The organism is Syntrophaceae bacterium (genome assembly GCA_013177795.1).
In the GTDB taxonomy this organism is placed as follows: domain Bacteria; phylum Desulfobacterota; class Syntrophia; order Syntrophales; family UBA2192; genus UBA2192.
Genome location: JABLXY010000002.1, coordinates 801,125 through 822,542, shown reverse-complemented (window position 1 = coordinate 822,542; position 21,418 = coordinate 801,125). Strand labels below are relative to the sequence as shown.

21 protein-coding genes are annotated in these 21,418 nt (G+C 65.7%); 11 read left to right on the top strand and 10 right to left on the bottom strand.

What is annotated here, in order from left to right; all coding sequences use genetic code 11:
- Positions 1-91 precede the first annotated feature (91 nt).
- On the bottom strand, positions 92-1,195 hold the full coding sequence (locus HPY67_08870) for a hypothetical protein (GenBank protein NPV04830.1): 1,104 nt from the start codon (positions 1,193-1,195) through the stop codon (positions 92-94).
- On the bottom strand, positions 1,192-1,947 hold the full coding sequence (locus HPY67_08865) for a HEAT repeat domain-containing protein (protein NPV04829.1): 756 nt from the start codon (positions 1,945-1,947) through the stop codon (positions 1,192-1,194). The genes HPY67_08870 and HPY67_08865 overlap by 4 nt, the downstream gene beginning before the upstream one ends.
- Before the next feature lie 375 nt (positions 1,948-2,322).
- On the opposite strand from HPY67_08865, the gene HPY67_08860 reads away from it, so the two are divergent.
- Complete coding sequence (locus HPY67_08860; protein ID NPV04828.1) at positions 2,323-2,511, top strand: hypothetical protein; 189 nt, start codon at positions 2,323-2,325, stop codon at positions 2,509-2,511.
- 223 nt (positions 2,512-2,734) lie between these two features.
- Entirely contained in the window at positions 2,735-3,172 is a 438-nt protein-coding gene (locus HPY67_08855) for a hypothetical protein (protein ID NPV04827.1), read from the top strand.
- 74 nt (positions 3,173-3,246) lie between these two features.
- On the opposite strand, the gene HPY67_08850 is transcribed toward HPY67_08855, so the two are convergent.
- The 5 genes from HPY67_08850 to HPY67_08830 all read right to left on the bottom strand — a co-directional run bounded on the left by HPY67_08850 (position 3,247) and on the right by HPY67_08830 (position 7,893).
- Positions 3,247-3,549, bottom strand: coding sequence for an HNH endonuclease (locus tag HPY67_08850; protein NPV04826.1), 303 nt, complete (start codon positions 3,547-3,549; stop codon positions 3,247-3,249).
- Positions 3,546-3,989, bottom strand: a complete 444-nt coding sequence (locus tag HPY67_08845) for a 4Fe-4S binding protein (protein ID NPV04825.1) — start codon at positions 3,987-3,989, stop codon at positions 3,546-3,548. The genes HPY67_08850 and HPY67_08845 overlap by 4 nt, the downstream gene beginning before the upstream one ends.
- A gap of 131 nt (positions 3,990-4,120) precedes the next feature.
- On the bottom strand, positions 4,121-6,073 hold the full coding sequence (locus HPY67_08840) for an aldehyde ferredoxin oxidoreductase family protein (GenBank protein ID NPV04824.1): 1,953 nt from the start codon (positions 6,071-6,073) through the stop codon (positions 4,121-4,123).
- Positions 6,074-6,205: 132 nt separating this feature from the next.
- Positions 6,206-7,099, bottom strand: coding sequence for a ThiF family adenylyltransferase (locus HPY67_08835; protein ID NPV04823.1), 894 nt, complete (start codon positions 7,097-7,099; stop codon positions 6,206-6,208).
- Between the two features lie 107 nt (positions 7,100-7,206).
- Positions 7,207-7,893, bottom strand: coding sequence for a hypothetical protein (locus tag HPY67_08830; GenBank protein NPV04822.1), 687 nt, complete (start codon positions 7,891-7,893; stop codon positions 7,207-7,209).
- A 384-nt stretch (positions 7,894-8,277) separates the two neighbouring features.
- Here HPY67_08830 and HPY67_08825 point away from each other — a divergent pair, with 384 nt between their 5' ends.
- The 3 genes from HPY67_08825 to HPY67_08815 all read left to right on the top strand — a co-directional run bounded on the left by HPY67_08825 (position 8,278) and on the right by HPY67_08815 (position 11,093).
- Positions 8,278-9,159 carry an EamA family transporter gene (locus HPY67_08825; GenBank protein NPV04821.1) on the top strand — a complete coding sequence of 294 codons (882 nt, stop codon included), beginning with the start codon at positions 8,278-8,280 and terminating at the stop codon, positions 9,157-9,159.
- Positions 9,160-9,261: 102 nt separating this feature from the next.
- The gene (locus tag HPY67_08820) at positions 9,262-9,855 is read left to right on the top strand and encodes a hypothetical protein (protein NPV04820.1); all 594 of its coding nucleotides are present in this window, start codon (positions 9,262-9,264) and stop codon (positions 9,853-9,855) included.
- A gap of 209 nt (positions 9,856-10,064) precedes the next feature.
- Positions 10,065-11,093: a hypothetical protein gene (locus HPY67_08815; protein NPV04819.1), complete on the top strand. Its 1,029-nt coding sequence runs from the start codon at positions 10,065-10,067 to the stop codon at positions 11,091-11,093.
- Positions 11,094-11,272: 179 nt separating this feature from the next.
- On the opposite strand, the gene HPY67_08810 is transcribed toward HPY67_08815, so the two are convergent.
- Entirely contained in the window at positions 11,273-12,382 is a 1,110-nt protein-coding gene (locus tag HPY67_08810; protein NPV04818.1) for an alanine--glyoxylate aminotransferase family protein, read from the bottom strand.
- A gap of 41 nt (positions 12,383-12,423) precedes the next feature.
- Positions 12,424-13,137, bottom strand: a complete 714-nt coding sequence (locus HPY67_08805; protein NPV04817.1) for a flagellar motor protein MotB — start codon at positions 13,135-13,137, stop codon at positions 12,424-12,426.
- A 298-nt stretch (positions 13,138-13,435) separates the two neighbouring features.
- Between HPY67_08805 and rpsF the strand changes: the two genes are divergently transcribed.
- The 5 genes from rpsF to dnaB all read left to right on the top strand — a co-directional run bounded on the left by rpsF (position 13,436) and on the right by dnaB (position 17,396).
- Positions 13,436-13,846 (top strand): 30S ribosomal protein S6, encoded by a 411-nt coding sequence (gene rpsF / locus HPY67_08800; GenBank protein ID NPV04816.1) that lies wholly within the window; start codon positions 13,436-13,438, stop codon positions 13,844-13,846.
- 4 nt (positions 13,847-13,850) lie between these two features.
- The gene (locus tag HPY67_08795; protein NPV04815.1) at positions 13,851-14,174 is read left to right on the top strand and encodes a 30S ribosomal protein S18; all 324 of its coding nucleotides are present in this window, start codon (positions 13,851-13,853) and stop codon (positions 14,172-14,174) included.
- A 75-nt stretch (positions 14,175-14,249) separates the two neighbouring features.
- Positions 14,250-15,215: a YybS family protein gene (locus HPY67_08790; GenBank protein NPV04814.1), complete on the top strand. Its 966-nt coding sequence runs from the start codon at positions 14,250-14,252 to the stop codon at positions 15,213-15,215.
- A 234-nt stretch (positions 15,216-15,449) separates the two neighbouring features.
- Positions 15,450-15,893 carry a 50S ribosomal protein L9 gene (locus tag HPY67_08785; GenBank protein NPV04813.1) on the top strand — a complete coding sequence of 148 codons (444 nt, stop codon included), beginning with the start codon at positions 15,450-15,452 and terminating at the stop codon, positions 15,891-15,893.
- A gap of 144 nt (positions 15,894-16,037) precedes the next feature.
- Positions 16,038-17,396 (top strand): replicative DNA helicase, encoded by a 1,359-nt coding sequence (gene dnaB / locus HPY67_08780; GenBank protein ID NPV04812.1) that lies wholly within the window; start codon positions 16,038-16,040, stop codon positions 17,394-17,396.
- Between the two features lie 188 nt (positions 17,397-17,584).
- Here the strand turns inward: dnaB and rpoH are convergent, their stop codons facing one another.
- Positions 17,585-18,445 (bottom strand): RNA polymerase sigma factor RpoH, encoded by an 861-nt coding sequence (gene rpoH / locus HPY67_08775; GenBank protein ID NPV04811.1) that lies wholly within the window; start codon positions 18,443-18,445, stop codon positions 17,585-17,587.
- A 273-nt stretch (positions 18,446-18,718) separates the two neighbouring features.
- Between rpoH and clpB the strand changes: the two genes are divergently transcribed.
- Entirely contained in the window at positions 18,719-21,307 is a 2,589-nt protein-coding gene (gene clpB / locus HPY67_08770) for an ATP-dependent chaperone ClpB (protein NPV04810.1), read from the top strand.
- Positions 21,308-21,418 lie beyond the last annotated feature (111 nt).

Here is a 21,418-nt window from a genome sequence, read left to right as displayed (position 1 = left end):
TGGACTGGCACGAACGAAGGGGCCGGCCGATTGACGGCTGACCCCTTTCCTTCTTTCCCATCCGATTTCCAGCCCTGGACCCCGGGGTGACTTACTCCCTCTGCGGCGCTTTTCCTCGCCTGACCCGACAAGCGACCAGAGTACCCAGGGCTGCGAAAAAGGCAAACAGGGGCATGGGCCCCGTCTTCAGCAAAACGACGCACAGACCGAGGACCGGAAGAAGGGCGATACGGGTCAACCCCCTCAGCATCTCATGACAGTCGATGAAGGCGGCAAGGGAAGGCGAATATCTCTCGTAGAAGGCAAGGAAGAGGCGGCCGGCCGAGCTGGTCCTGAGGTAGCGCTCGCGGAACTCCCGCAGGAGCCCCAGATGGGGGTGCAGGGGCGAGCCGTACGCGGCGGTCGCGATGAAACAGCCTCCCCCGCCATCGCCGGATACCCCGCCGCCGGAGACGGGGACGTCGGTTGCCACGGCAACGGTGGTCTCCTGGATGTACTGGGTGTACGGGAAAAACATGTATCGGCCACCCTCGTGAATCATGCCGACATTGAGCGAATCCGCCAGCGGGTGCTCGAAGCTCGAGAACTCCGCGCGCTCGGCAAAGGTGTTCACCCCCGGCCAGTCCATCCAGAGCGAGGACTCACAGTTGTAGGTCTGGGTGTAGGTCCGTCCCCCGTCGAAGCCCGGATAGTACTCGTTCGCGGTGATGTTATAGCCAAGCTGCTCGTAGACGTACTCCACGAGGCCGACGCAGGTGAACGTGTCCGGCCCTTTCTGATGGCGGAACTGGATATCGTAGGGCTTTCCCACCTGCTCCCGGGCGAGGAGAATCAGCTGATCCACCTCCTCCTCGGTCCACGCATCGAAATTGACGGGCACTTTCGCCCCGAGATAGCGGCAGCCCTCGTCGAGGTCCCGCTGCGGGATGAAATTGACCGAGGCCGTCTCTTCCACCGTCGGCGTGACGGCGTGGATGATGCGTTCGTCGCCGATGTAGAGACCGACGTGGCCCGATTTCATCTCCCGGTGGGCCATCTGGATGGCCGAGCAGGGAAGCTCGAGCGCAGCGTCCCGCCCGTAGATGGTGTCGCCCTTGCTCGTGTGGTAGAGGATGGCGCCCCGCTGAAGGGCCGGGGCCTCGGAAGCGGCGAAGACGAAAAACGCGAGAATCAGGATGATGCCGGTCTTTTTCATCGGGCCGCCTCCTGCGCAATCCTTCTCACCATGGGCGAGGAATCATGGAGTGCGGCCCTGAGCGCCTGCATACCCTCCTCGCCCAGGGACGGCAGCGCGGCCAGGGAAAGGGCTGCGTTGTAGCGCACCAGCGGCTGCGGGTCGGTCCTGAGCACCCGTGCCAGAACACCCTCCGCAGAGGCGCCGGCGCTGCGGCCGACGGCACGGACGATCTGAGCGCGGACCATCCGGTCCTGCTCGACGTCAAGGCGGGAAACCAGGAGATGGACGGCCTCCTCGCTGCCGATCATGCCCAGGGCCTGGGCGGCCTTGAAACGGATCCTGTCGTCTCCGCCGGAGAGGGCCTCCGCGATGAGCATCTGCGATTCCGCCGCTTTCAGCGTGCCCAGGGAAAGGAGGATGGCGTAGCGGAGGTTCTCATCGGTCTTGCGGTCCCGGAACACCTCTTCATAGGCTTCGAGGATGTCCGGCCTCGCACGGTTCATCTCCGTCAGAGCCACGACCGCCCCGGCCCTTACCCTTCGGTCCTCGCCCGCATCCCGGAGCATGCGAAGCATGGGATCCGCATGTCTTTCGTCTCCGGATCGGCCCACGGTGCGGAGTGCGTCGAGGCGATCGTCAACAGCGCGTGTTCGATCCCGGGCCACGGCGAGGTCGGTGGCGCCGTCCCTCGCGACATCGGCAACCGCAGAGATGAAGGAAAAGACGAGCAGAACGCACAGCAGGGGGATGACGAGCTTTCGAAGAGTCATGGACCCTCCTTTTGCGGGGCATACCGTTTGCGGTCCGTGGGTCGAAGGGGGCTCGGCACGGAAGGAATGCCGGTCGGCAGACTCAACATATACGAACCCGCCGCCGAGTGCAAAGTGAAAGTTGCGGCCTTTTTCGAACAGGGGTTTGATGTTTTTCGGACAATCGGGTATGGTTTACCCAGTGGCTCACAGCGGCATAAGGTTAACGATCCAACGGTCAGCGCCAGGACCGGAGGGTGCCATGAGAGAAGCGCGGAAAACCCCGTCACTCGAAAGAGAGCGGGGTTTTGTTTCTCCTTCGCGGCTCCGGGATCCCCGGACGGTTGATATGCAGGCCCGCCGGATTACCCGTTTGCGGACAGGGGAGGACAGAGGATGAAAAAATTCTTTACCGGGATGATCTGCCTGGCGGCCATCGTGGCGACATCGGTTGTCCTCTTGCCCGCTGCTGCCGTCAAGATCGCCGTGCGATTGTCGAAGCCGCGGGACAAGGCAAGAACCGCAAGCCCCCAGGAAAAGGCGTCGTCCCCCAAGGTCTTGCAGCCGCATGGATTGCAGGGTTGAGCACGGCGCGCAAGGCCGCTCAGCGCGCATTCCCCTCACACAGGAGGCTGTGCGGCAATCGGGGAATGGAGCGAAATTTCGTCATGCCCGCGACGCCTGTCCTCGCGGAAGCGGGGAGCGGGCATCCAGAAGGCCTTGAGAATGCGGGATTCCGCATCGCGTTTCGCTTGTGCGGAATGACAGAATCCGGATGACGACACCGCCTCCAGGGAAGGAGGAACTCATGAAGGATAGACGCGCATGGACCGCCGTTGCGATGACTGCCCTGATGCTGCTCGCCGGGCCCGCGGGCCCTGCTGCGGGGGCGGAGTGGGTCTACTTCGCCACGACGGCCAAGGGTACCCACTACTACGACAGGCAGAGCGTGAAGAGAACGAACGCGACGACGAGCGTCCACGAGAAGACCGTCTACGGCGAGGAGGGGAGACGGGCGGCGGAGAAGTTCCTCGCCGGGACGGGCGAGTACAGGGGACAGAGCCTGCACCACGTCGTCACGGTGAGCGAATTCAACTGCAGGGCGGCCAAGGCGCGGAGCCTCTCCATGACGATCTACGACGCAGAGGGCAGGCGCGTCGCCGGCAGCCCTGCGGGCGGGTCCCCGTGGAGGGATCTCGTCCCCGGCACCCTGCACGACAAACTCTCCCGGCAGGTCTGCCCGTAACGATCGGCGGCACGCCGCAGAAACCGGCAACGCACACCCCGGCAGGAAGGGGCAGCGGATGGATTCCGACTGCCCTATTTTTTCGGCCTTGCGTGACTGTCGATGAAGTCGGGGGGCTTGCGGCGGACCCACCGGATGAACTTGGCGATCTCGGGGTGGGCGCGAACGGCCTCTGGCGTGCCGTACTCCGCCGCCAGTTCCTTCGGTGTGAAGACGCTGTGGATCTTGCGGTGGCAGACGACGTGGATGGCCTCGGAGTCCCGGCCTCCCCGGGACCGGGGCAGCCAGTGATGGCGGTCGGCGCTGGGGCCGTCGGCGATGGGCCTGCCGCACACGGGGCACAGGAGAGCTCCCGCGGCCTGCCGCGGGGGACTCACGGGGCCGTCTCCGCGGCCCGGGGTCCGCGCGGGGCCATGGTGATGGCGCCGACGGGGCAATCCGCCGCGCAGAGGCTGCAGCCGATGCAGCGCTTCGGCTCCTTGAGAAAAGGCCAGACGCGGGGCTCGGGCCCGGCGGAGGGCTCCCCGAGGTCGAGGCAGTTGACGGGGCAGGTGTCCACACAGATCCGGCAGGGCGTGCAGACCCGCAGATCGAAGGAGGGCTGGAGCCACTCGGCGTATTTCCTCTTCGCGCAGACCGCGCCCGAGGCGTCCCGGACGGCCTCGACGGGGCAGATGCGCCCGCAGGTGCCGCAGTCGATGCACAGCGACGGGTCGATGACGTGGAGCGCCTTCTTCTCTCCCCGGATGGCGCCGGTGGGGCACATTTTCAGGCAGGCACCGCAGCCGTTGCAAATGTTAGTGATCGCATGAGCCATGCTGGTTCCCCCGGACACCGATCGTGCATACCCCGGCCGGCATTCCCCCTCACCCCTGCCCTCTCCCGCCGGGGGAGAGGGAGCAGCTTATGGGGGTGCAGCCGTTTTCGCTTCCCAGTCTCCCTAGATTCTCAACTTCCTGACTTCCCCGCTTCTCTCTCCATAGGAGGCGGCACGCCCGTCTCCGGGTCCCAGCCGAATTGCCGCCAGTAGTCGCTCATCATCTTCGCGATGGCCACGGTCCGGCCCCTGTTGGCCCCCCGTGTCTGCGCGGGGATGCCCGCCGCGCGGTCGCAGAGGCGGTTGGCCCGCGGGTCGATGCCGTGCTTGACGTTGAAGGCCTGCCTGAGGGTGTGGATGCGCTCGCCCGCGGCGAGGTAGTCATTGGGCGTGCGGTTCCAGCCCGTGGCGGCGTTGAGCCACTCGAAGACGGGGATCCGCGACGCGCCCAGGAAGAGCCCGAACAGGCAGAGCCCGGAGGCGTTGGCCAGGGCCATGTACCGGCTGCAGGCCGCGGCCGTGACGGCCTTCTCCTCGTCGGCGACGTACTTGCGGCCCTTGAAGTACAGGAGCGGCGGCCGCGGCAGATGGCGAACCCGCTTCCAGAGCTGGAACATCTCGTAGTACATCTGGGCCCCGAGGGTGTGGCGGCCCGGCGTGGGCTCGACGGAGTAGTGGACGGCAAAGCCGGGGTCGTTGCGCCCGTCGTGCTGGGGAAGCTCCTGGCCGCCCGCGTGCACGGCGTACTGCCCGGCCCCCTTGCCGATGCGTTCGGCCGCCCTGCGGACCCCGTCGGCAAGGACATCGCCGATGCCCTCGCGGCGGATCATCTTCTCGACGAGCGCGACCATGGCCGCCGCGTTGCCCCAGGTCAGCTCGAGGCCGTCCGTGTCGGCTTTCGTGAGGACGCCCTGCTCCCAGCACTCCATGGCGAAGGAGATCGTGCCCCCTGCGGAGATCGTGTCCATGCCGGCCCGGTTCAGCAGCTCGTTCATGTGGAAGATGCTGTCGAGATCGGCATTCATGCACTGGCCGCCCAGCGAGAGGACCGACTCGTACTCCGGCTTGTGGACCTCCGGCGCACCCGGCTTCGGCACGCAGATCCCGCCGCAGCCCAGCGGGCAGGCGTAGCAGTGGTACTTCGCCTTCTCCAGGGCCTTGATGTTGTCGGGGTTGACCGAGGCGGACTTGCCCATGCCCCAGTCGGCGCTCGAGCCCTTCCAGTTCATGACGGGGGCGTCGCCGATCTCGACGGACATCTGGTTCATGCTGGTCGTGCCCCACTTGCGAAGGAAGATCTTGTAGAGCATGCCGTCGAGGGCCATCTGTGTGGGGAGAACCCGCATGAAGGCGCCGAGGTACGCCATGGCCCTCCCGGAGAGGAAGGGCGGCTGCATCTGCACCCACCGGTTGCAGGACCGGCTCAGGCGCTTCATGGCCTCGGCGTCGTGGACGGGGATGCGCAGCTTGCCGTCGAGGACCACCGCCTTGAGGCGCTTGGCGCCCATGACGGCGCCCAGCCCCGAGCGTGCGGCCATGCGGCCCCGGTCGTTGGAGATGCCCGAGATGAGCGAGAGCCTTTCGCCCGCGGGCCCGATCACGGCGACGCGGGCCCCCTTGCCGTGCTCGCCGGTCAGCATCGCCTCGGCGTCGGGGGCGTCCTTCCCCCAGAGGTGCGAGGCGTCGCGCAGCTCGGCCCGGCCGTTTTTCACGTAAAGGTAGACAGGGTTCCCGCTGATGCCGCGGAAGAAGATGCCGTCGTAGCCGTTTCGCTTGATGGCGGGCGCGAGGCTACCGCCGCAGTTGGCGTCGCCCCAGGTGCCCGTGAGGGGGGATTTGCCCACGACGCTCCAGCGTCCCGTGAAGTAGCTGGGCGTGCCCGTGAGCAGCCCCGCGGTGAACCCCAGGATGTTGTCGGGGCCGAGCGGGTCGGCGCCGGCGGGGATCCGGTCGTAGAGGATCCGGGCGGCAAGCCCGGTCCCGGAGAGGTACGTCCGGTAGATCGCATCGGGGATCGCCTCTTCGTGGATCGCCCCCGACGAGAGGTCCACGTTCAGGATCTTCCCCATGGCGGCGAAGGCCATGCCCGCACCTTCCTTCCGTTGCGCTGCCGATGGGTGAATGAATGGGTTGGGGAAACGAACGATCCGTTCCGGCTTGCTGCTTCGAGGACCCTTATACCAGAATACCGGGGAAAAGGCGAAGGTTGTTTGCGGTCACGGCGCCTTGTGCCAGCGGATTTTCCCCGTGAGCCAGTTCGGGATCCCGATGCGGTTCTTCTCGGCGTCCCAGTAGTAGGCGCTTCCGCGGAAGGGGTCGAAGACCTGCACGAGGGGGAACTCGATGACCCTCGTGTTCTCGAGGGGGAGGCCGTTGAGCACGGCGGTGTTCTTCACGATCTCCCAGCAGGCGGCGGCGTTGACGAGGGAGACGAAGATCTTGCAGTTGCGCGGTGCGATCTCGCCGCGCTGGACTCTCTGCAGCGTTTCGGGGTAGAGCCGCTCGGTGCGGCCGGGGAACATGTAGATCCGCATGAAGGCAGGCAGGACGGCCTGGTAGTCGATCTCCCGCGCGTCGATGCCCTCGGTCCCGAAGCGGCCCACGCGCTCCAGCGAGACGTCGCCCTCGTGGGTGAAGGTGCTCACGGCCCAGCAGTTCGACGTGCCGGGACCCACGACCATGCGCTTCCGCAGCCGGTGACAGACCCGCGGGATCAGGAAATTGGCCTCGATGTCGGTCATCCCGAGGGCGACGATGTCCACCCCCGCGATGACGCCGGTCAGCCAGGCCTCGTCGTTCTTCGTCACCCTGCGGCAGTGCATGGTGACCTCGCAGGCGGGGTTGACCGCCTGGAGATACTCCTTCCACGCCTCGGCCTTCGTCTTCCCGACGGCCGCCGGCGTGAAGGGAAGGCGGTTGAGGTTGGTGGCCTCCACGACGTCGAAGTCGATGATGACGAAGCGCTGGAATCCCGTGCGGACCAGGAAATCGAGCACGGCTCCGTTGCCCCCGGCGCCCGCCACGAGGACCCTCGTCCGGCCGATCGCCTCGATGAGCGCATCGCTGAAGTTGACGATCCCCCTCTGCCGGTCGACGAGTTCCTTCCACATGATGCCGCAACCCCTGTCGGGATATCAATCCCCGCTCCCCGTTTTCGCCCGCCCTCACCCCCGGTCTTCCGCTCTTCGCGGTCATGGGCGGCAATGCAGCCCGCTGCTCAGCCGCCTCGCCCCGCCATGAGGGACCTGCCGGGATCCACCCCCGCCTTGCGGTACTCCTCTTCGAGCAAGGCGACGACGTCGTCGCCGGCCCGGGCCAGGGTGTCCGTCCGCTGCACGCCGAAGTAATGCAGCTCCTCCGCCGTCATGGGCCGCCTGCCGGAGCGCAGCCACTCGACGGTGGCCGGCTCGTCGGCGTTCTGAAAGAACCAGCGGTAGAGGTTGCGCCGGCCCTTGGCCCCGGCATAGCGCTCCCTGTACCGGGCCTCCATCGTCTCGAGGTTGAGCCGGGCATACAAGACCGGCTCCCCCGTTTTCGGGCTGATGCGCGTCTCCGGGGACACCTCGTCGAACAGCAGGAAACGGGCGTAGAAGTCCCGGTGGCGGGCCATGACGGTGGCGACGATGTCGGTGCATCCCAGCACGCGGACGGCGGTGAGGTGGGCCAGGCGGTACAGGTGCATGGCCAGCTCGGGCGGGACGCCGACGCCGGGCTCCTCCGTCACGACGAGCGACGCGATTTCGCACAGCCGCCGGCCGGCTCTGCGCAGCTCCGCCAGGGGCTCGGGGAAGATGCGGTCCGTGGGGAGCCCCAGCGGGGAGTCGGGCATCACCGCCACCGAGCCCGCAAGCCTGCCCTTCTTCTCGGCCAGGAAGATCGTCGTCCCGGGGTGCAGGTGGTGCACCGTGCACCACAGGCCGCTCTCCCGCCCGTAGCGCAGGTCGTAGCCCTCGGCGGCGTAAACGTCGTAGACGAGCCGGAAGGCCTTCTCGCGCAGCTCCCTCGTGTCGGCAATGAGGACCCTCCACTCCTTCCCCGCGCCGAATCGGTATTCGTTGTTGGCGTTCAGTGTGCTTGTTCCCTTCCCTGTGTCGCGCCCGTTGCCCGGGATTCCCCGCGGCGTCTCGAGGCCACAGGGTATGGCAAAGGAGGGCCCCTGTCAAGCCCGGGCAGGGCGCAGCGGAGGCGGATACGGTCCGGGCGGCCCGGTCCGCTGTATCCAAGAATTCGTTTTTCATGTACGATGGTCCGGCTTTTTCGCGATCCCATCGCAGCGGAGCATCGCGCCATGCGCCTCGGCTACCTGCTTGCCGCCCTGGCGGCCCTGTTCTGGGCCGCCTCGGGGACGGCGGCCAAGTACCTGTTTCTGAGCGGCATCAGCGCCTTCGAGCTGGTGCAGATGCGGACGACGCTGGCCGCCTGCGTCATCTTCGCCTGGCTGGCCGTTCGACACCGTCCGCTGCTCGCGGTGGAGCGGAGGGACTGGCCCTATTTCATCACCCTTGGCATCGGGCTTGCGGCGGTGCAGTTCACCTACCTCCTGGCCATCAGCAGAATCCAGGTGGCCGCCGCCATCCTCATCCAGTACCAGGCGCCCCTCTTCGTCGCCCTCTACACCCTGACCATTCTGCGCGTCACGCTGCCGCCCGCGGTCTTCGCCGCGATGGCCGGCTCGCTTTTCGGCTGCTGGCTCGTCGTGGGGGGATACAACCTGGACCTGCTGGCCCTCAACCGGGTCGGGCTGCTCTCGGCCCTGGCCTCGGCTGTGAGCTTCGCGTGGTACACGGTGCGCTGCGAGTACGGCATGCAGCGCTACCCCCCCTGGACGGTCGTCTTCTACGGGCTGCTGTTTGCCGCCGTGACCTGGAACATCCTCCACCCGCCGCTGACCGGGTTTCTCAGGCCGTCGGGGGCCGCGCAGTGGGGCTGCGTCCTCGTCGTCGGGCTTCTCGGCACGGTGCTGGCCTTCATCTGCTACAACGAGGGTATCAACCGGATCGGCGCCGCCCGGGCCAGCATCACGGCGACCCTCGAGCCGATCACGGCGGGCCTCATCGCCTGGCTCCTGCTCGGGGAGTCGATGGAGCACTGGCAGGTCCTCGGCGCCGCCCTCGTGATCGTCTCGATCATCGGGCTCCAGCTGAGCGGGCGGCCGGAGAGAAAGGGCTGAGTGCCGGCGTCCCGGACCGGGCGACGGGCGCGCTTTTTTCTTTTGTCACGACCGGCACCTTTCTGCTAAGGTTTCCGCATGACGACGAACGGAGGTGGCGCCATGAAAAAGACCCATAGGGCCGTGCGGAACGTTCTGTTGCTCTGCGCGGCCGCGGCTGTCGCGCTCTTGAGCTGCGCGGCGGGGCAGATCGCCCGGCCCGGCGCTGCGCAGGACGACGCGGGGGCCCGAAAGGCCTTCCTGGAGGCCTCGGCCGTCCTGTTCCACCCCCGCTGCGTCAACTGCCACCCGGCGGGGGACGCGCCGCTGATCCGCGACGACGGGCAGCCGCACATGTTCAACGTCAAGCGCGGCCCCGAGGGCAAAGGGGTCGGGGCCATGAACTGCACGCTCTGTCACAGGGAGAAAAACCAGCCCGGCGGCCCCCCCGGGGTGCCCAACTGGCACATGCCGCCGGAGAACATGCCCATGATCTTCCAGGGCCGCACGCCCGGCGAGCTGTGCCGCCAGCTGAAGGACCCGAAGCAAAACGGCGGCCTGACGGGCGACCAGGTCATCGGGCACATCGACAAGGACCCCCTCGTGCTCTGGGGCTGGGACCCCGGCGAGGGCCGCTCCGTGCCGAAGATGAGCCACAAGGAGTTCTCGGCGAAGATGCGCGAGTGGATCGCCAAGGGCGGGGCGTGCCCGGATTAAAGAAGGAAGTTCGGAAGTTGAGAAGATAAGAAGATGATAGCGTAAAATACGCGTTACCTGTTCTTTGAAAAAGCAGAGAGCATCTGATACGCCTTTGGAGAATTCGCCAAAACTCGAAAGGAGGTATCAAGATGCTCCCAGGAGAGTTACCCCTCCCGGAATGGATTGTTGCCTGCCCCGGGGACGTTGTCAACCGGTTGTTTGTTCATTTGGCCGCCCTGTACGATCAGGCCTTTCCCCGGAGTTACGGGCAGCGGCTTCGGGACATCCAGCTGCAGTGGCTGTCGGCCCATCGGGGCCGGCTGCGCTGTCCGCGCTGCGACGGCACGGCGCTGATCCGCAAGGGTTGGCGGAGCCGGGTGCTGCGGACGTCGCGGGGGCGCCTGTCACTGGCGGTCCTGCAGATGCGCTGCAAGGCCTGCGGCCGGACGTTTCGGCCGGTCAATGCCGTGCTGGGGCTTCCCTTCGGGCGGCGCTTCCTCGACGAGCTGGTCGAGAAGGCCATCGGGCTGGGGATCCAGATGCCCTTCGGGCGGGCCTCCTGGGCCCTGCGCGCGCTGCTGGCCGATGCGCCTTCCCCGGAGGGGCTGCGGCGCCAGATCGCCGCCCGGGCCGCGACGCTCGCCCCGAGCGACGAGGTGGCCGGCAAGACCGTGCTGGTCGACGGCACCCGGGTCAAGGCGGGGAAGAACCCGCGGGGCTCGGCCGTTTATCTGGCCGTCAGCGCCATCCCGGGTCCCGCGGTGGCCGGACGCCCGACCATCGTCAAGCGGCTGGTGCACGTGCACGTGGGTGATGCCGAGGGGCTTCGCCGGCGACTGCTGGGGTTGCCCATCGAGCGGCTCGTGCATGATGGGGGCCTGAACCTCGAGGCCTGTGCCTCTGCGGTCCAGCGCTGCCGCTGGCATCTGGTGCACCAGCTCAATCACTACCTCTGGCTCGACGGCATGCAGGTCGAGCAGCGCCGGCACTACCAGAAGCGCCTCAAGCGGTTGCTGTGGCGCCGGGGGCCCCGAGCCCCCGAGGGCTTGGATGCCTTTATCAAAGAGCTGCAGCGCGACGGCTTCCGTCAGTCGGCCGAGCACCTCCAAAACGCTCAGCCGCACGCCTTCAGCTGGCAGGCCGACAAGGGCTTTGCCTTCACGACCACCGCTCCCCTGGAGCGGGAGATGAGGGAACTCAACCGCAGGGCCGATGCGGGGCCCGCTGGAGCGACCGCGGGATCGAAAACGTCCTGACGGTGCTGTTCCACTACCGGCTCAATGAAAAACCGATAGTGCCCCTAAGGGCGTATCAGTAGGTAACGTGTTTTTGTTGCTATCAAGAAGATAGGAACAAATGCGAAGCGGGCGGAGAGATTTCCGCCCGCTTCGTTGTTTGAGCGAATCATGCTGTCCCCCTTTTCCACGGGGGGTTCTCATGCAATGACCTTCCGGAGGGCGTCGAGGAAGCGCTCGACGTTTTCCTTTCTCGCCGTGTGGCCCATGAGGCCGATGCGCCAGATCTTGCCGGCCAGGGGCCCGAGCCCCCCGCCGATCTCGATCTTGAACTCGCTCCGCAGCCGCCGCCTCGCGGCCAGCTCGTCGATCCCCTCGGGGCAGTAGACCGTGTTGAGCATGGGAAGCCGCCAGGGTGTCTCGACGACCATCTTGAGGCCCATCCCCTCGAGCCCCTTGACGAGCAGCAGGTGGTTGTCCAGGTGCCGCTTGAAGACCTTCGCCGGCCCCTCCTCGAGGATGAGAAGCAGCGCCTGGTAGAGGGCATAGGTCATGTTGACGGGGGCGGTGTGGTGGTAGACGCGGTTCTGGCCCCAGTAGTTGGCGATCAGCGAGATGTCCAGGTACCAGTTGGGCACCTTCGTCCTGCGCGCGCCCAGCTTCGCCATGGCCTTCTCGGAGAACGACAGCGGCGCGAGCCCCGGAGGGCAGGACAGGCACTTCTGGGTGCCGCTGTAGAGGGCGTCGACGCCCCAATCGTCCATGCGGACCTCGATGCCGCCCAGGCTCGTCACCGCGTCCACGAGGTAGATCGTGTCCGAGCCCTTCAGCAGGGCGCCGATCTCGGCCACGGGGTTGCGCACGCCCGTCGAGGTCTCGGCGTGGACGACGGCCACGACCCGGTAGGCCTTCTCCTTCAGCTTCTTCGCCACGTCGTCGACGACGACCGGCGTGCCCCAGGTGAACTCCAGGGCGTCGACATCGGCCCCGAGGCGGCTCGCCACCTCGCGCATCCGCACGCCGAAGACGCCGTTGATGAGGACGAGCACCGGGTCGCCCGGCTCGACGAGGTTGACGAAGCAGGCCTCCATGCCCGCCGAGCCCGTGCCGGAGATCGGGACGGTCAAATTGTTGTTCGTGTTCAGCAGCGCCCGCAGGTGCTCCTTGAGCCCGTCCATGATCTGCAGGAAGTACGGGTCGAGATGCCCCAGCGTCTTTTTGCCGATGGCCTCGTAGACCGCGGGGGGCACGCAGGAGGGCCCCGGCCCCATCAACAGCACTTCCTCGATCCCGTCGAGCAGGTTCTTCATGACACGATCCTCCTTCTCGTTTTTCGATCCGCGGGGCCCCGTCAGTCCCGGGGAACCAGCACGATCTCGATCCGGCGGTTCCTTGCCCGCCCTTCCGGGGTGTCGTTCTCCGAGACGGGGCGGAATTCGCCGTACGCAACCGCGGACAGCAGGGCGGGGTCGACGCCGAGCCGCTGGAGATAGCGGGCCACGTTGACGGCGCGGGCCGCCGAGAGCTCCCAGTTCGAGGGGAAGGCACGGGCCAGCGCCGGGCTGATCTTGACGTTGTCCGTGTGGCCCTCGACGCGGATGGCCTTGTCCTCCACCTGGTTGATGACCTCGGCCACCTTCTGCAGCACCTGCCTGCCCTCGGGCTTGATGTCGGCCTTGCCCGAATCGAACAGGATGGCGTCGACCATGTTCACGGTGAGCCGCCCCTGCAGCTCCGTGATCGTGACCTGCCCCTCGGCGATCTCCGCCTTCATCTTCTCGATCATGGCCGAGTAGGCCTTGCTCGTCTCCTCCTTGACCGCCTGGACTTCGACGACCTTCTTCTTCTGCTCCTCCAGCTGGGCGGCAAGCTCGGCCTGCTGCTTTTCCAGGGCGGCGATCCGGGCAGCCTGCTCGCCGGCCTTCTGCTCGCACGCGGCGAGCGATTTCTCCAGGCTGCCGGCCTCCTCGACTTTTTTCAGGTACGTGCTCTCCGTCACCATGCACCCGGAGACAAACAGGGCGAGCGCCGCACAGCCGACCGCAAGCCAACCCGTTCTGATCATGAGCGATCCTCCCGTTGCAGGCCTCTCTTCCGAGGATGCGGGAACGGCCCGCCCCGCCCGCTGCGGGGCCGAACCTTTCCGTCCCCCCTTGATAGGGAAAGGCCGGTGTCCTGTCAAGCCTCATTTTGGGCTGCCGGCGGCACGGGCCCCCTCGTTCGCCGTGCCCCCGGCGGCAACCTCAAGAAAGGGCTTGATTTCCCGTTCCGTCTGTTGTAAAAGAGCAGCTTCAAAATTTCATATCAGGCACTCCTTGCCCGGACCCCGTGTACGGGCTACAGAGCCGAAAGGAGGTCACGTCTTGAAGCGTTACGAAACCCTGTTCATCGTCCAGTCCGAGCTCACGAGCGACGACATCACCGCCATCATCGACCGGTACAGCAAGATCATCACCGACATGAAGGGGACGGTCCTGAAGGTCGAGCGCTGGGGAAAGCGCAAGCTCGCCTACCTCATCCGGAAGCAGAGCCGCGGGTTCTACATCCTCATCGACTTCGCCGGGAAACGCGAGATCGTCGCGGAGCTCGAACGGATCCTGAAATTCGACGACAAGGTCCTGAAGTACATGACCGTGAAGATCGCCGACAGCATCACGGCCGAGGAAATCGAAAAGGAACTGGCCGGGCAGAAGGCCGAGGCGGAGGCCCCGGCGGCCATCACGCCGCCGAGCGCGGCGGCCGCGGCGGCGCCGGAAGTCACGACGGAGGGATGACGCCATGAAAACACCTGCAGAGAGCACGACGGGAAGCCGGCCCCCCAAGACGGGCGGTCCGGGCGGCAGAGACTCGAGAGGCCCCGGGAGGCCGCGCGGCGACCGGAGGGTCTATCACCGCAGGAAGGTCTGCCGGTTCTGCACCGACTCCAGCATCAAGATGTCCTACAAGGACGTGGACACCCTCCGTTACTTCGTGACGGAGCGAGGGAAGATCATCCCCCGGCGCATCACCGGAAACTGCGCGCTGCACCAGAGGGCCCTGACGGTCGAGATCAAGCGCGCCCGAAACATCGCGCTGCTCCCCTTCATGGTCACGGAGAGCTGAGCGGCAGCACGATCCGCCTGCAGCCGGCGGGCCGGCGGCCCCGCCGGCTCGCGGCCGCATGAGGACGGTACCCCCTTGGAGGCAGGCAGACCCTTCAACGTCAAGGAATTCATCCTGGGCACGGCGATCGCCACGTCCCTGTTCATGATCGTGGCCGTCAGCCCCGTTGTCGGTTTCGTCTTCAGCCTGCTCGCGCCGCTGCCCATCGCCTTTTTCTCCTGGCGGATGGGGCGTGTCCCCGGGATCGCCATGTATGCCCTGTCGATCGGCCTTCTGCTGGCCGTCTTCAGGATCGGAGGCTTTGCGGAGAGCGTCCCCTTCTTCGCGGTGCTGGGCTCGGCGGGGATCCTGATCCCCGAGGTCGTGAGGAGGCAGCACAGGATCGAGACGACGGTGGGCCTGTCGGTCGCCGCGTTCCTTGCGCTGATCGCCGGCACGCTGGTCGGCTACAGCCTGGCGCTCGAGCGGAGCGTCCCCGAGATCCTCCGCGGCTACGTCGGCGAGAGCATCCGGTACAGCATCGCGCTGTACGAGGAGATCGGGCTTCCGCAGGATCAGATCGACGTGCTGCGCGAGAGCGCGCCGGAGGTCGCCGCCTGGATCCTGAACCACGGCATTGCCCTGCTCGTCACGGGGGTGACGTTCTTCATCTGGCTCAACGTGCTCGGGCTGCGGTTTCTCTGCCAGGACCGGGACCCCTCGTTTCCGGACTTCGGCGACCTCACCCGGTGGAAGATGCCCGACTGGGCCGTGTGGTTCGTGATCGCGTCGGGGATCGCCATGATCGTCCCGGAGGAGACCCTGCAGATCGCCGGGCTCAACGTGCTGATCGTGGTGCTGTTCCTGTACCTGCTCCAAGGGCTGGCCATCGTGCAGTTCTTTTTCAGGCAGAAGAACATCCCGAGGTACCTTCGGGCCCTGTTCTACGCCCTGATCGTCTTGTACCAGTACCTGCTGGTGTTCGTGTCGGCCCTGGGCCTGTTCGACCTCTGGGTCGACTTCAGGAAGATGAACCGCCCCGCGAGCGACACGACGGCGTGACCGGCGGTCCGAGCTCAATCAGTGCCCTTGGACTGCCGCCCGATGCCTGAATGAGCGGGGCCTTGAAGCACAGGAAATCAGGAAGTCAGGAAGATCAGAAGAGCGGCGCCGAACACCTGCTTTCTTTGGGCTCCGCTCTTCCTCACTTCTGTTCTTCCGCTCTTCGCCGTCATCGGGCGAAAGAAATCCGCTCGTCCGAGACCGGCAATACGGTCATCATCAAAGGAGGCGAAAATGAAGGTCATTCTGAAGGAAGACGTCGAAACCCTCGGAAAGCGCGGGGACACGATAAAGGTCGCCGACGGGTACGCCCGGAACTACCTGATCCCGAAGGGCCTCGCCATGGAGGCCACGAGCATCTCCGTCAAGGCGATCGAGCACGAGAGGAAACTCATCGCCAAGCGGGCCGAAAAGGAGAAGAAGAACGCCGAGGCCCTGCTGGCGAGCTTCGCCGGCGTCGAGGTCAGCATCGCCCGCAAGACGGCGGACCAGGAAAAGCTCTTCGGCTCCGTCACGGCCAAGGACATCGAAAAGGCCCTGGAGGAGAAGGGGCTGAAGGTGGACCGCAAACAAATCGTACTGGACGAGCCGATCAAGCAGCTCGGGGAGTACCCCGTCAAGATCAAGCTCTACCCGGGGATCGTCGCCGACATCACCGTGAAGGTGGTGGAAGAATAGGTCTCAGGCACCACGCGTTGGGCGACGGGATCGTGAATGCATGCATGATCGCGGATCGAGAGACCCTCGCACTCGATAGTGGGAATCGACGTCTTTTGATATATGGGCCTAAAGCCCGATGCCTCATGCCGGGTGCCTGATTCCATGAAACCCGCCGACCCCTCCATCCTCAAAGTGCCGCCCCAGAACCTGGAGGCCGAGCAGTCCGTCCTCGGGGGCATCCTCCTCGAGAATGCCGCCCTGAATGCGGTCCTGGAGATCATGGGGGTCTCCGATTTCTACAGCGACGCGCACCGGAAGATCTTCGCGGCCATCCTGGAGCTCTCCGACCGCAACCAGCCGGTGGACCTCATCACGCTGAGCAACCACCTCCGCGACAAGAAGCAGCTCGACGCCGTGGGCGGCGCCGTGTACCTCTCGCAGCTCGTCGACAACGTCCCCTCGGCGGCCAACATCGGCCACTATGCCCGGATCGTCAAGGAGAAGTCCGTCCTGCGCAGCCTCATCGGGACGGCCACGGAGATCCTGAACCGCACCTACGGGGCCGGCGCCGACGTGGACAGCGTGCTCGACGAGGCCGAGCACGCCATCTTCGAGATCTCGCAGAACAAGATCAGGCCCTCCTTCTACCCCCTGAAGGACATCATCAAGGACAGCTTCCGGACGATCGAGCGTCTCTACGAGCGCAAGGAGCTCATCACCGGCGTGCCCACGGGCTTCACAAAGCTCGACGAGATGACCTCGGGCCTGCAGCGCTCGGACCTCATCATCGTCGCGGGCCGTCCCAGCATGGGCAAGACGGCCTTCGCCCTGAACATCGCGCAGTACTGCTCCGTCGAGGAAGGCGTGCCCGTCGCCGTCTTCTCGCTGGAGATGGCCAAGGAGCAGCTCGCCATGCGCATGCTCTCCTCGGAGGCCCGCGTGGACTCCCAGAAGATCCGCAAGGGGTTCCTGGGCGAGTCGGACTGGCCGAAGCTCACGACGGCGGCAGGCCGCCTCTCCGAGGCCCGCCTGTTCATCGACGACACGCCGTCCATCTCGGTGCTCGAGATGAAGGCCAAGGCCCGCCGCCTCAAGGCCGAGCACGGCCTGGGGCTCATCGTTCTGGACTACCTGCAGCTCATGCGGGGCAGCGCGTACGCCGACACGCGCGAGCAGGAGATCTCGGAGATCAGCCGCTCGCTCAAGGGGCTCGCCAAGGAGCTCAACGTGCCCGTCGTGGCCCTCTCCCAGCTCAACCGCAAGGTGGAGGACCGCACGAGCCGCAGGCCCCAGATGGCCGACCTGCGCGAGTCGGGCGCCATCGAGCAGGACGCCGACGTGATCCTCTTCCTCTACCGCGACGAGGTGTACAACAAGTCCGAGGACAACCCCGAGAAGGGCTTCGCCGAGGTGATCATCGGCAAGCAGCGCAACGGCCCCGTCGGCACGGTGAAGCTCGTCTTCCAGGAGAAGTTCACCCGCTTCGAGAACCCGGCCTTCGTCCCCGGCGAGGAGCCCTAGCCCCCCACCGTCGGCCCGCCCCGCCGAAATCCCCGAACCCGTCATCGGACCCCCGGCCCCGAGGCATCGGGGCCAGGGAGAGGGAGACAGGACACACAAAAAAGCCCCCGGCCGCATCGGCCGGGGGCTTCTGATTTTCCGCTTTCTCGTTTTTTCCTTTGCCCCGAATCCCTTCCCCTGGACCCTGGTTACGCCCTGGCCGCCTCCGGCTCCCAGCCGCCGATGGCCTGGCGCATCTTGCGCAGGGCCTCCTTCTCGACCTGGCGGGCCCGCTCGCGGGTGATCTTGAACCTGTCGCCGATCTCCTGGAGCGTCTCGGGGTTGTCGGACATCACGCGGTTGCGGATGATGTAGGCCTCGCGCTCGTTGAGCTTCGCCAGGGCCCCCGCGATGTTGCGCTTCACCAAGGCCGTCTCCTCGTGGCGGATGAAGGCTTCCTCCTGGCTCTCAGACTTGTCGGCCAGGCAGTTGATGTGGGACAGCTCCCCGTCCTCGTCGATGAAGGCATCGAGCGAGAGGTCTCGGCTGTTGAGTCGCACGTCCATCTCCTCGATCTCCGCCTCCTTGACGTTGAGCGACTCGGCGATCTCGCCGAACTCGGGGTTCTTCGACGCCAGGCTCTGGAGCTTCTTCTTGGCCTGGTTGAGCTTGAAGAAGAGCTTGCGCTGGTTCTGCGTCGTCCCGATCTTCACGAGGCTCCAGGTCTTGATGATGAAGTTCTGCATGTAGGCCCGGATCCACCACACGGCGTAGGAGATGAGCCGGTAGCCCTTGTAGGGGTTGAATTTCTTGACGGCGTGCATGAGGCCCACGTTGCCCTCCTGGATCAGGTCCAGCAGCTTCACGCCGTAGTTGCGGTACTCGTGGGCGATCTTGACGACGAACCTGAGGTTGGAGACCACGAGTTTCTCGGCCGCCTCCATGTCGTTGTACTTCTTGTAACGGACGGCCAGCTTGAACTCCTCCTCCGGAGTCAGGACGGGAAACCGGTTGATCTCGGAAATATACAGATCCAGCGTGCTGGTTGCAGCCGGTAGGTTCATGCTCATGGCTTTTCCTCCATTTTCAGCCGGACAATCTAAGCCACTGAGAATATAGACAGCGTTCGGCTCTTGTCAAGACCTTGTTAGCAAAAATCGTACAGGGCCAAAGGACCCCGGGGAGCAGATAACCCGTTGATTGCATGCCCTTTCTTGACATCCCCCCGAGGGGTCATTATGTTACCGTGGAGCAGGCGGGGGAGGCAATGCCGAACCCTGCCGCACTGACCATTCGTATCGGCATAACATAACGAAATTTTATGATATTTTTTGAGGAAAACGATGAGATTCGATAAATTCACCGCAAAAGTCCAGGAAGCCCTCCAGGAGGCCCAGGGCCTCGCCGGCCAGTTCAGCCACCAGGCCGTGGACGTGGAGCACCTGCTTGCCGCCCTGATGCGCCAGCCCGAGGGGATCGTCACGGCAGCCCTGAAGAAGCTCGGGGTCGACATCCGGTCGATCCAGCGCGAGCTCGAGAGGGCCCTGAACGCACTGCCCAAGGTATCGGGCGGGGCACAGACCTACATGACCCCGAGGCTCAGCAGGGTCCTGGAGAGCGCCTTCGAGGAGGCCAAGCGCCTCAAGGACGAATTCGTCAGCGCCGAGCACATCCTCATCGCCATGGCGGAGGACAAGGAAGGCCCCGCCGGCAGAGCCCTGCGGAATGCCGGGGTGACGAGGGACGCGATCTACCGGGTTCTCGTGGACATCCGGGGCAGCCAGAGGGTCACCGACCAGAACCCCGAGGAGAAGTACCAGGCCCTGGAGAGATATGCAAGGGATTTCAATGAGTTGGCAAAGAAGGGGGCCTTCGACCCGGTCATCGGCCGCGACGAGGAGATCCGCCGCATCATGCAGGTCCTCTCGAGGCGCACGAAGAACAACCCCTGCCTGATCGGCGAGCCCGGCGTGGGCAAGACGGCCATCGTCGAGGGCCTCGCCCAGCGGATCGTCAACGGCGACGTGCCCGAGACGCTCAAGGACAAGCGCGTCGTCGCCCTGGACATGGGCGCACTCGTGGCGGGCTCGAAGTTCCGCGGCGAGTTCGAGGACCGGCTCAAGGCCGTCCTGAAGGAGGTGACCGACGCCGAGGGGCAGATCATCCTCTTCATCGACGAGATCCACACCGTCGTGGGCGCGGGGGCCGCCGAGGGGGCCATCGACGCCTCGAACATGCTCAAGCCGGCCCTGGCCAGGGGCGAGCTGCGCTGCATCGGCGCCACGACCCTCAACGAGTACCGCAAGAACATCGAGAAGGACCCCGCGCTGGAGCGCCGCTTCCAGCCCGTGCTCATCAAGGAGCCCACCGTGGAGGACACGATCGCCATCCTGCGGGGCTTGAAGGAGCGCTACGAGGTGCACCACGGCGTGCGGATCAAGGACTCGGCCATCGTGGCCGCGGCGACGCTGTCGGACCGCTACATCAGCGACCGGTTCCTGCCGGACAAGGCCGTCGACCTCATCGACGAGGCGGCCTCGCGCCTGCGGATCGAGCTCGACAGCCTGCCCGCCGAGATCGACACGCTGGAGCGCCGGATCATGCAGCTCGAGATCGAGCGGCAGTCGCTCAAGAACGAGACGGACGCGGGGGCCCTGGAGCGCCTCAAGAAGCTCGAGGACGAGATCGGCAGGCTCACGGCCGAGCGCGACGAGAAGAAGAAGCACTGGTCGAGCGAGCGCGAGGTCATCAAGCGGATCCAGTCCCTCAAGGCGAAGATCGAGGAGCTCAAGAACGAGGAACTCAACGCCCAGCGTGCGGGCGACCTCGCCAAGGCCGCCGAGATCCGCTACGGGCGCCTCGTGGAGCTCAACAAGGAGCTGGAAAAGGAGCAGGCGGCCCTCGCCGGCATCCAGAACGGCGAGAAGATGCTCAAGGAAGAGGTCGAGGCCGAGGACGTGGCCGAGGTGGTCGCCAGCTGGACGGGCATCCCCGTGGCACGCATGATGGAAACCGAGGTGACGAAGCTCATCCACATGGAGGAGCGCCTGCAGCAGCGGGTGATCGGCCAGGAGGAGCCCATCCACGCCGTCTCCAACGCCCTGCGGCGCGCGCGCTCGGGGCTGCAGGACCCCAACCGGCCCATCGGCTCCTTCATCTTCATGGGGCCCACGGGCGTCGGCAAGACCGAGCTGGCCCGTGCCCTGGCCGAGTTCATGTTCGACGACGAGCAGAACATGATCCGCATCGACATGTCGGAGTACATGGAGAAGCACTCCGTGGCCCGGCTCATCGGGGCGCCCCCGGGGTACGTGGGCTACGAGGAGGGCGGCTTCCTGACTGAGTCGGTGCGCCGACGGCCCTACTCCGTCATCCTCTTCGACGAGATCGAGAAGGCGCACCCGGACGTGTTCAACATCCTGCTGCAGATCCTCGACGACGGCCGGCTCACCGACGGCCACGGCCGCACGGTGGACTTCAAGAACACCGTCGTCATCATGACCTCGAACATCGGCAGCCAGTTCGCCGTCGACGCCTCGATGAGCGAGGCCGAGCGGAGGATACGGATCAACGAGGCGCTGCGGGCGACCTTCAGGCCCGAGTTCCTCAACCGCATCGACGACATCATCATCTTCCGGTCGCTGACGATCAGCGACATCAACAAGGTGATCGACATCCAGATCGGGCGGCTCCAGAAGATGCTCGCCGACCGGAAGATCACGATCGAGCTGACGGACAAGGCGAAGAAGCACATCGCCAAGGCGGGCTACAGCGCCGTCTACGGCGCCCGGCCGCTCAAGCGGGCCCTGCAGAAGATCGTCCAGGACGGCCTGGCCATGAAGATCCTCGAGGGCTCCATCGCGACGGGCGATCACGTGGTCGTCGACGTGAGAGACGACGGCGAGGTGCTGTTCGAGAAAAAGGCGGCATAGGGGGCAGGGTCGCGCCCTTGTGCGCGACCCCGCTTTCCGGTATAATCCGCCGCGAAAAGACGGAAGTTCAGAAGATCGGAAGTTAGGACGTTCGGAGAAGCAGGAGTCGTG

Coding starts and splice junctions, on each gene's coding strand:
- HPY67_08870 (NPV04830.1), bottom strand. CDS start 1,195: ATGAAAAAGACCGGCATCATCCTGATTCTCGCGTTTTTCGTCTTCGCC.
- HPY67_08865 (NPV04829.1), bottom strand. CDS start 1,947: ATGACTCTTCGAAAGCTCGTCATCCCCCTGCTGTGCGTTCTGCTCGTC.
- HPY67_08860 (NPV04828.1), top strand. CDS start 2,323: ATGAAAAAATTCTTTACCGGGATGATCTGCCTGGCGGCCATCGTGGCG.
- HPY67_08855 (NPV04827.1), top strand. CDS start 2,735: ATGAAGGATAGACGCGCATGGACCGCCGTTGCGATGACTGCCCTGATG.
- HPY67_08845 (NPV04825.1), bottom strand. CDS start 3,989: ATGGCTCATGCGATCACTAACATTTGCAACGGCTGCGGTGCCTGCCTG.
- HPY67_08840 (NPV04824.1), bottom strand. CDS start 6,073: ATGGCCTTCGCCGCCATGGGGAAGATCCTGAACGTGGACCTCTCGTCG.
- HPY67_08835 (NPV04823.1), bottom strand. CDS start 7,099: ATGTGGAAGGAACTCGTCGACCGGCAGAGGGGGATCGTCAACTTCAGC.
- HPY67_08825 (NPV04821.1), top strand. CDS start 8,278: ATGCGCCTCGGCTACCTGCTTGCCGCCCTGGCGGCCCTGTTCTGGGCC.
- HPY67_08820 (NPV04820.1), top strand. CDS start 9,262: ATGAAAAAGACCCATAGGGCCGTGCGGAACGTTCTGTTGCTCTGCGCG.
- HPY67_08810 (NPV04818.1), bottom strand. CDS start 12,382: ATGAAGAACCTGCTCGACGGGATCGAGGAAGTGCTGTTGATGGGGCCG.
- HPY67_08805 (NPV04817.1), bottom strand. CDS start 13,137: ATGATCAGAACGGGTTGGCTTGCGGTCGGCTGTGCGGCGCTCGCCCTG.
- HPY67_08795 (NPV04815.1), top strand. CDS start 13,851: ATGAAAACACCTGCAGAGAGCACGACGGGAAGCCGGCCCCCCAAGACG.
- HPY67_08785 (NPV04813.1), top strand. CDS start 15,450: ATGAAGGTCATTCTGAAGGAAGACGTCGAAACCCTCGGAAAGCGCGGG.
- dnaB (NPV04812.1), top strand. CDS start 16,038: ATGAAACCCGCCGACCCCTCCATCCTCAAAGTGCCGCCCCAGAACCTG.
- rpoH (NPV04811.1), bottom strand. CDS start 18,445: ATGAGCATGAACCTACCGGCTGCAACCAGCACGCTGGATCTGTATATT.
- clpB (NPV04810.1), top strand. CDS start 18,719: ATGAGATTCGATAAATTCACCGCAAAAGTCCAGGAAGCCCTCCAGGAG.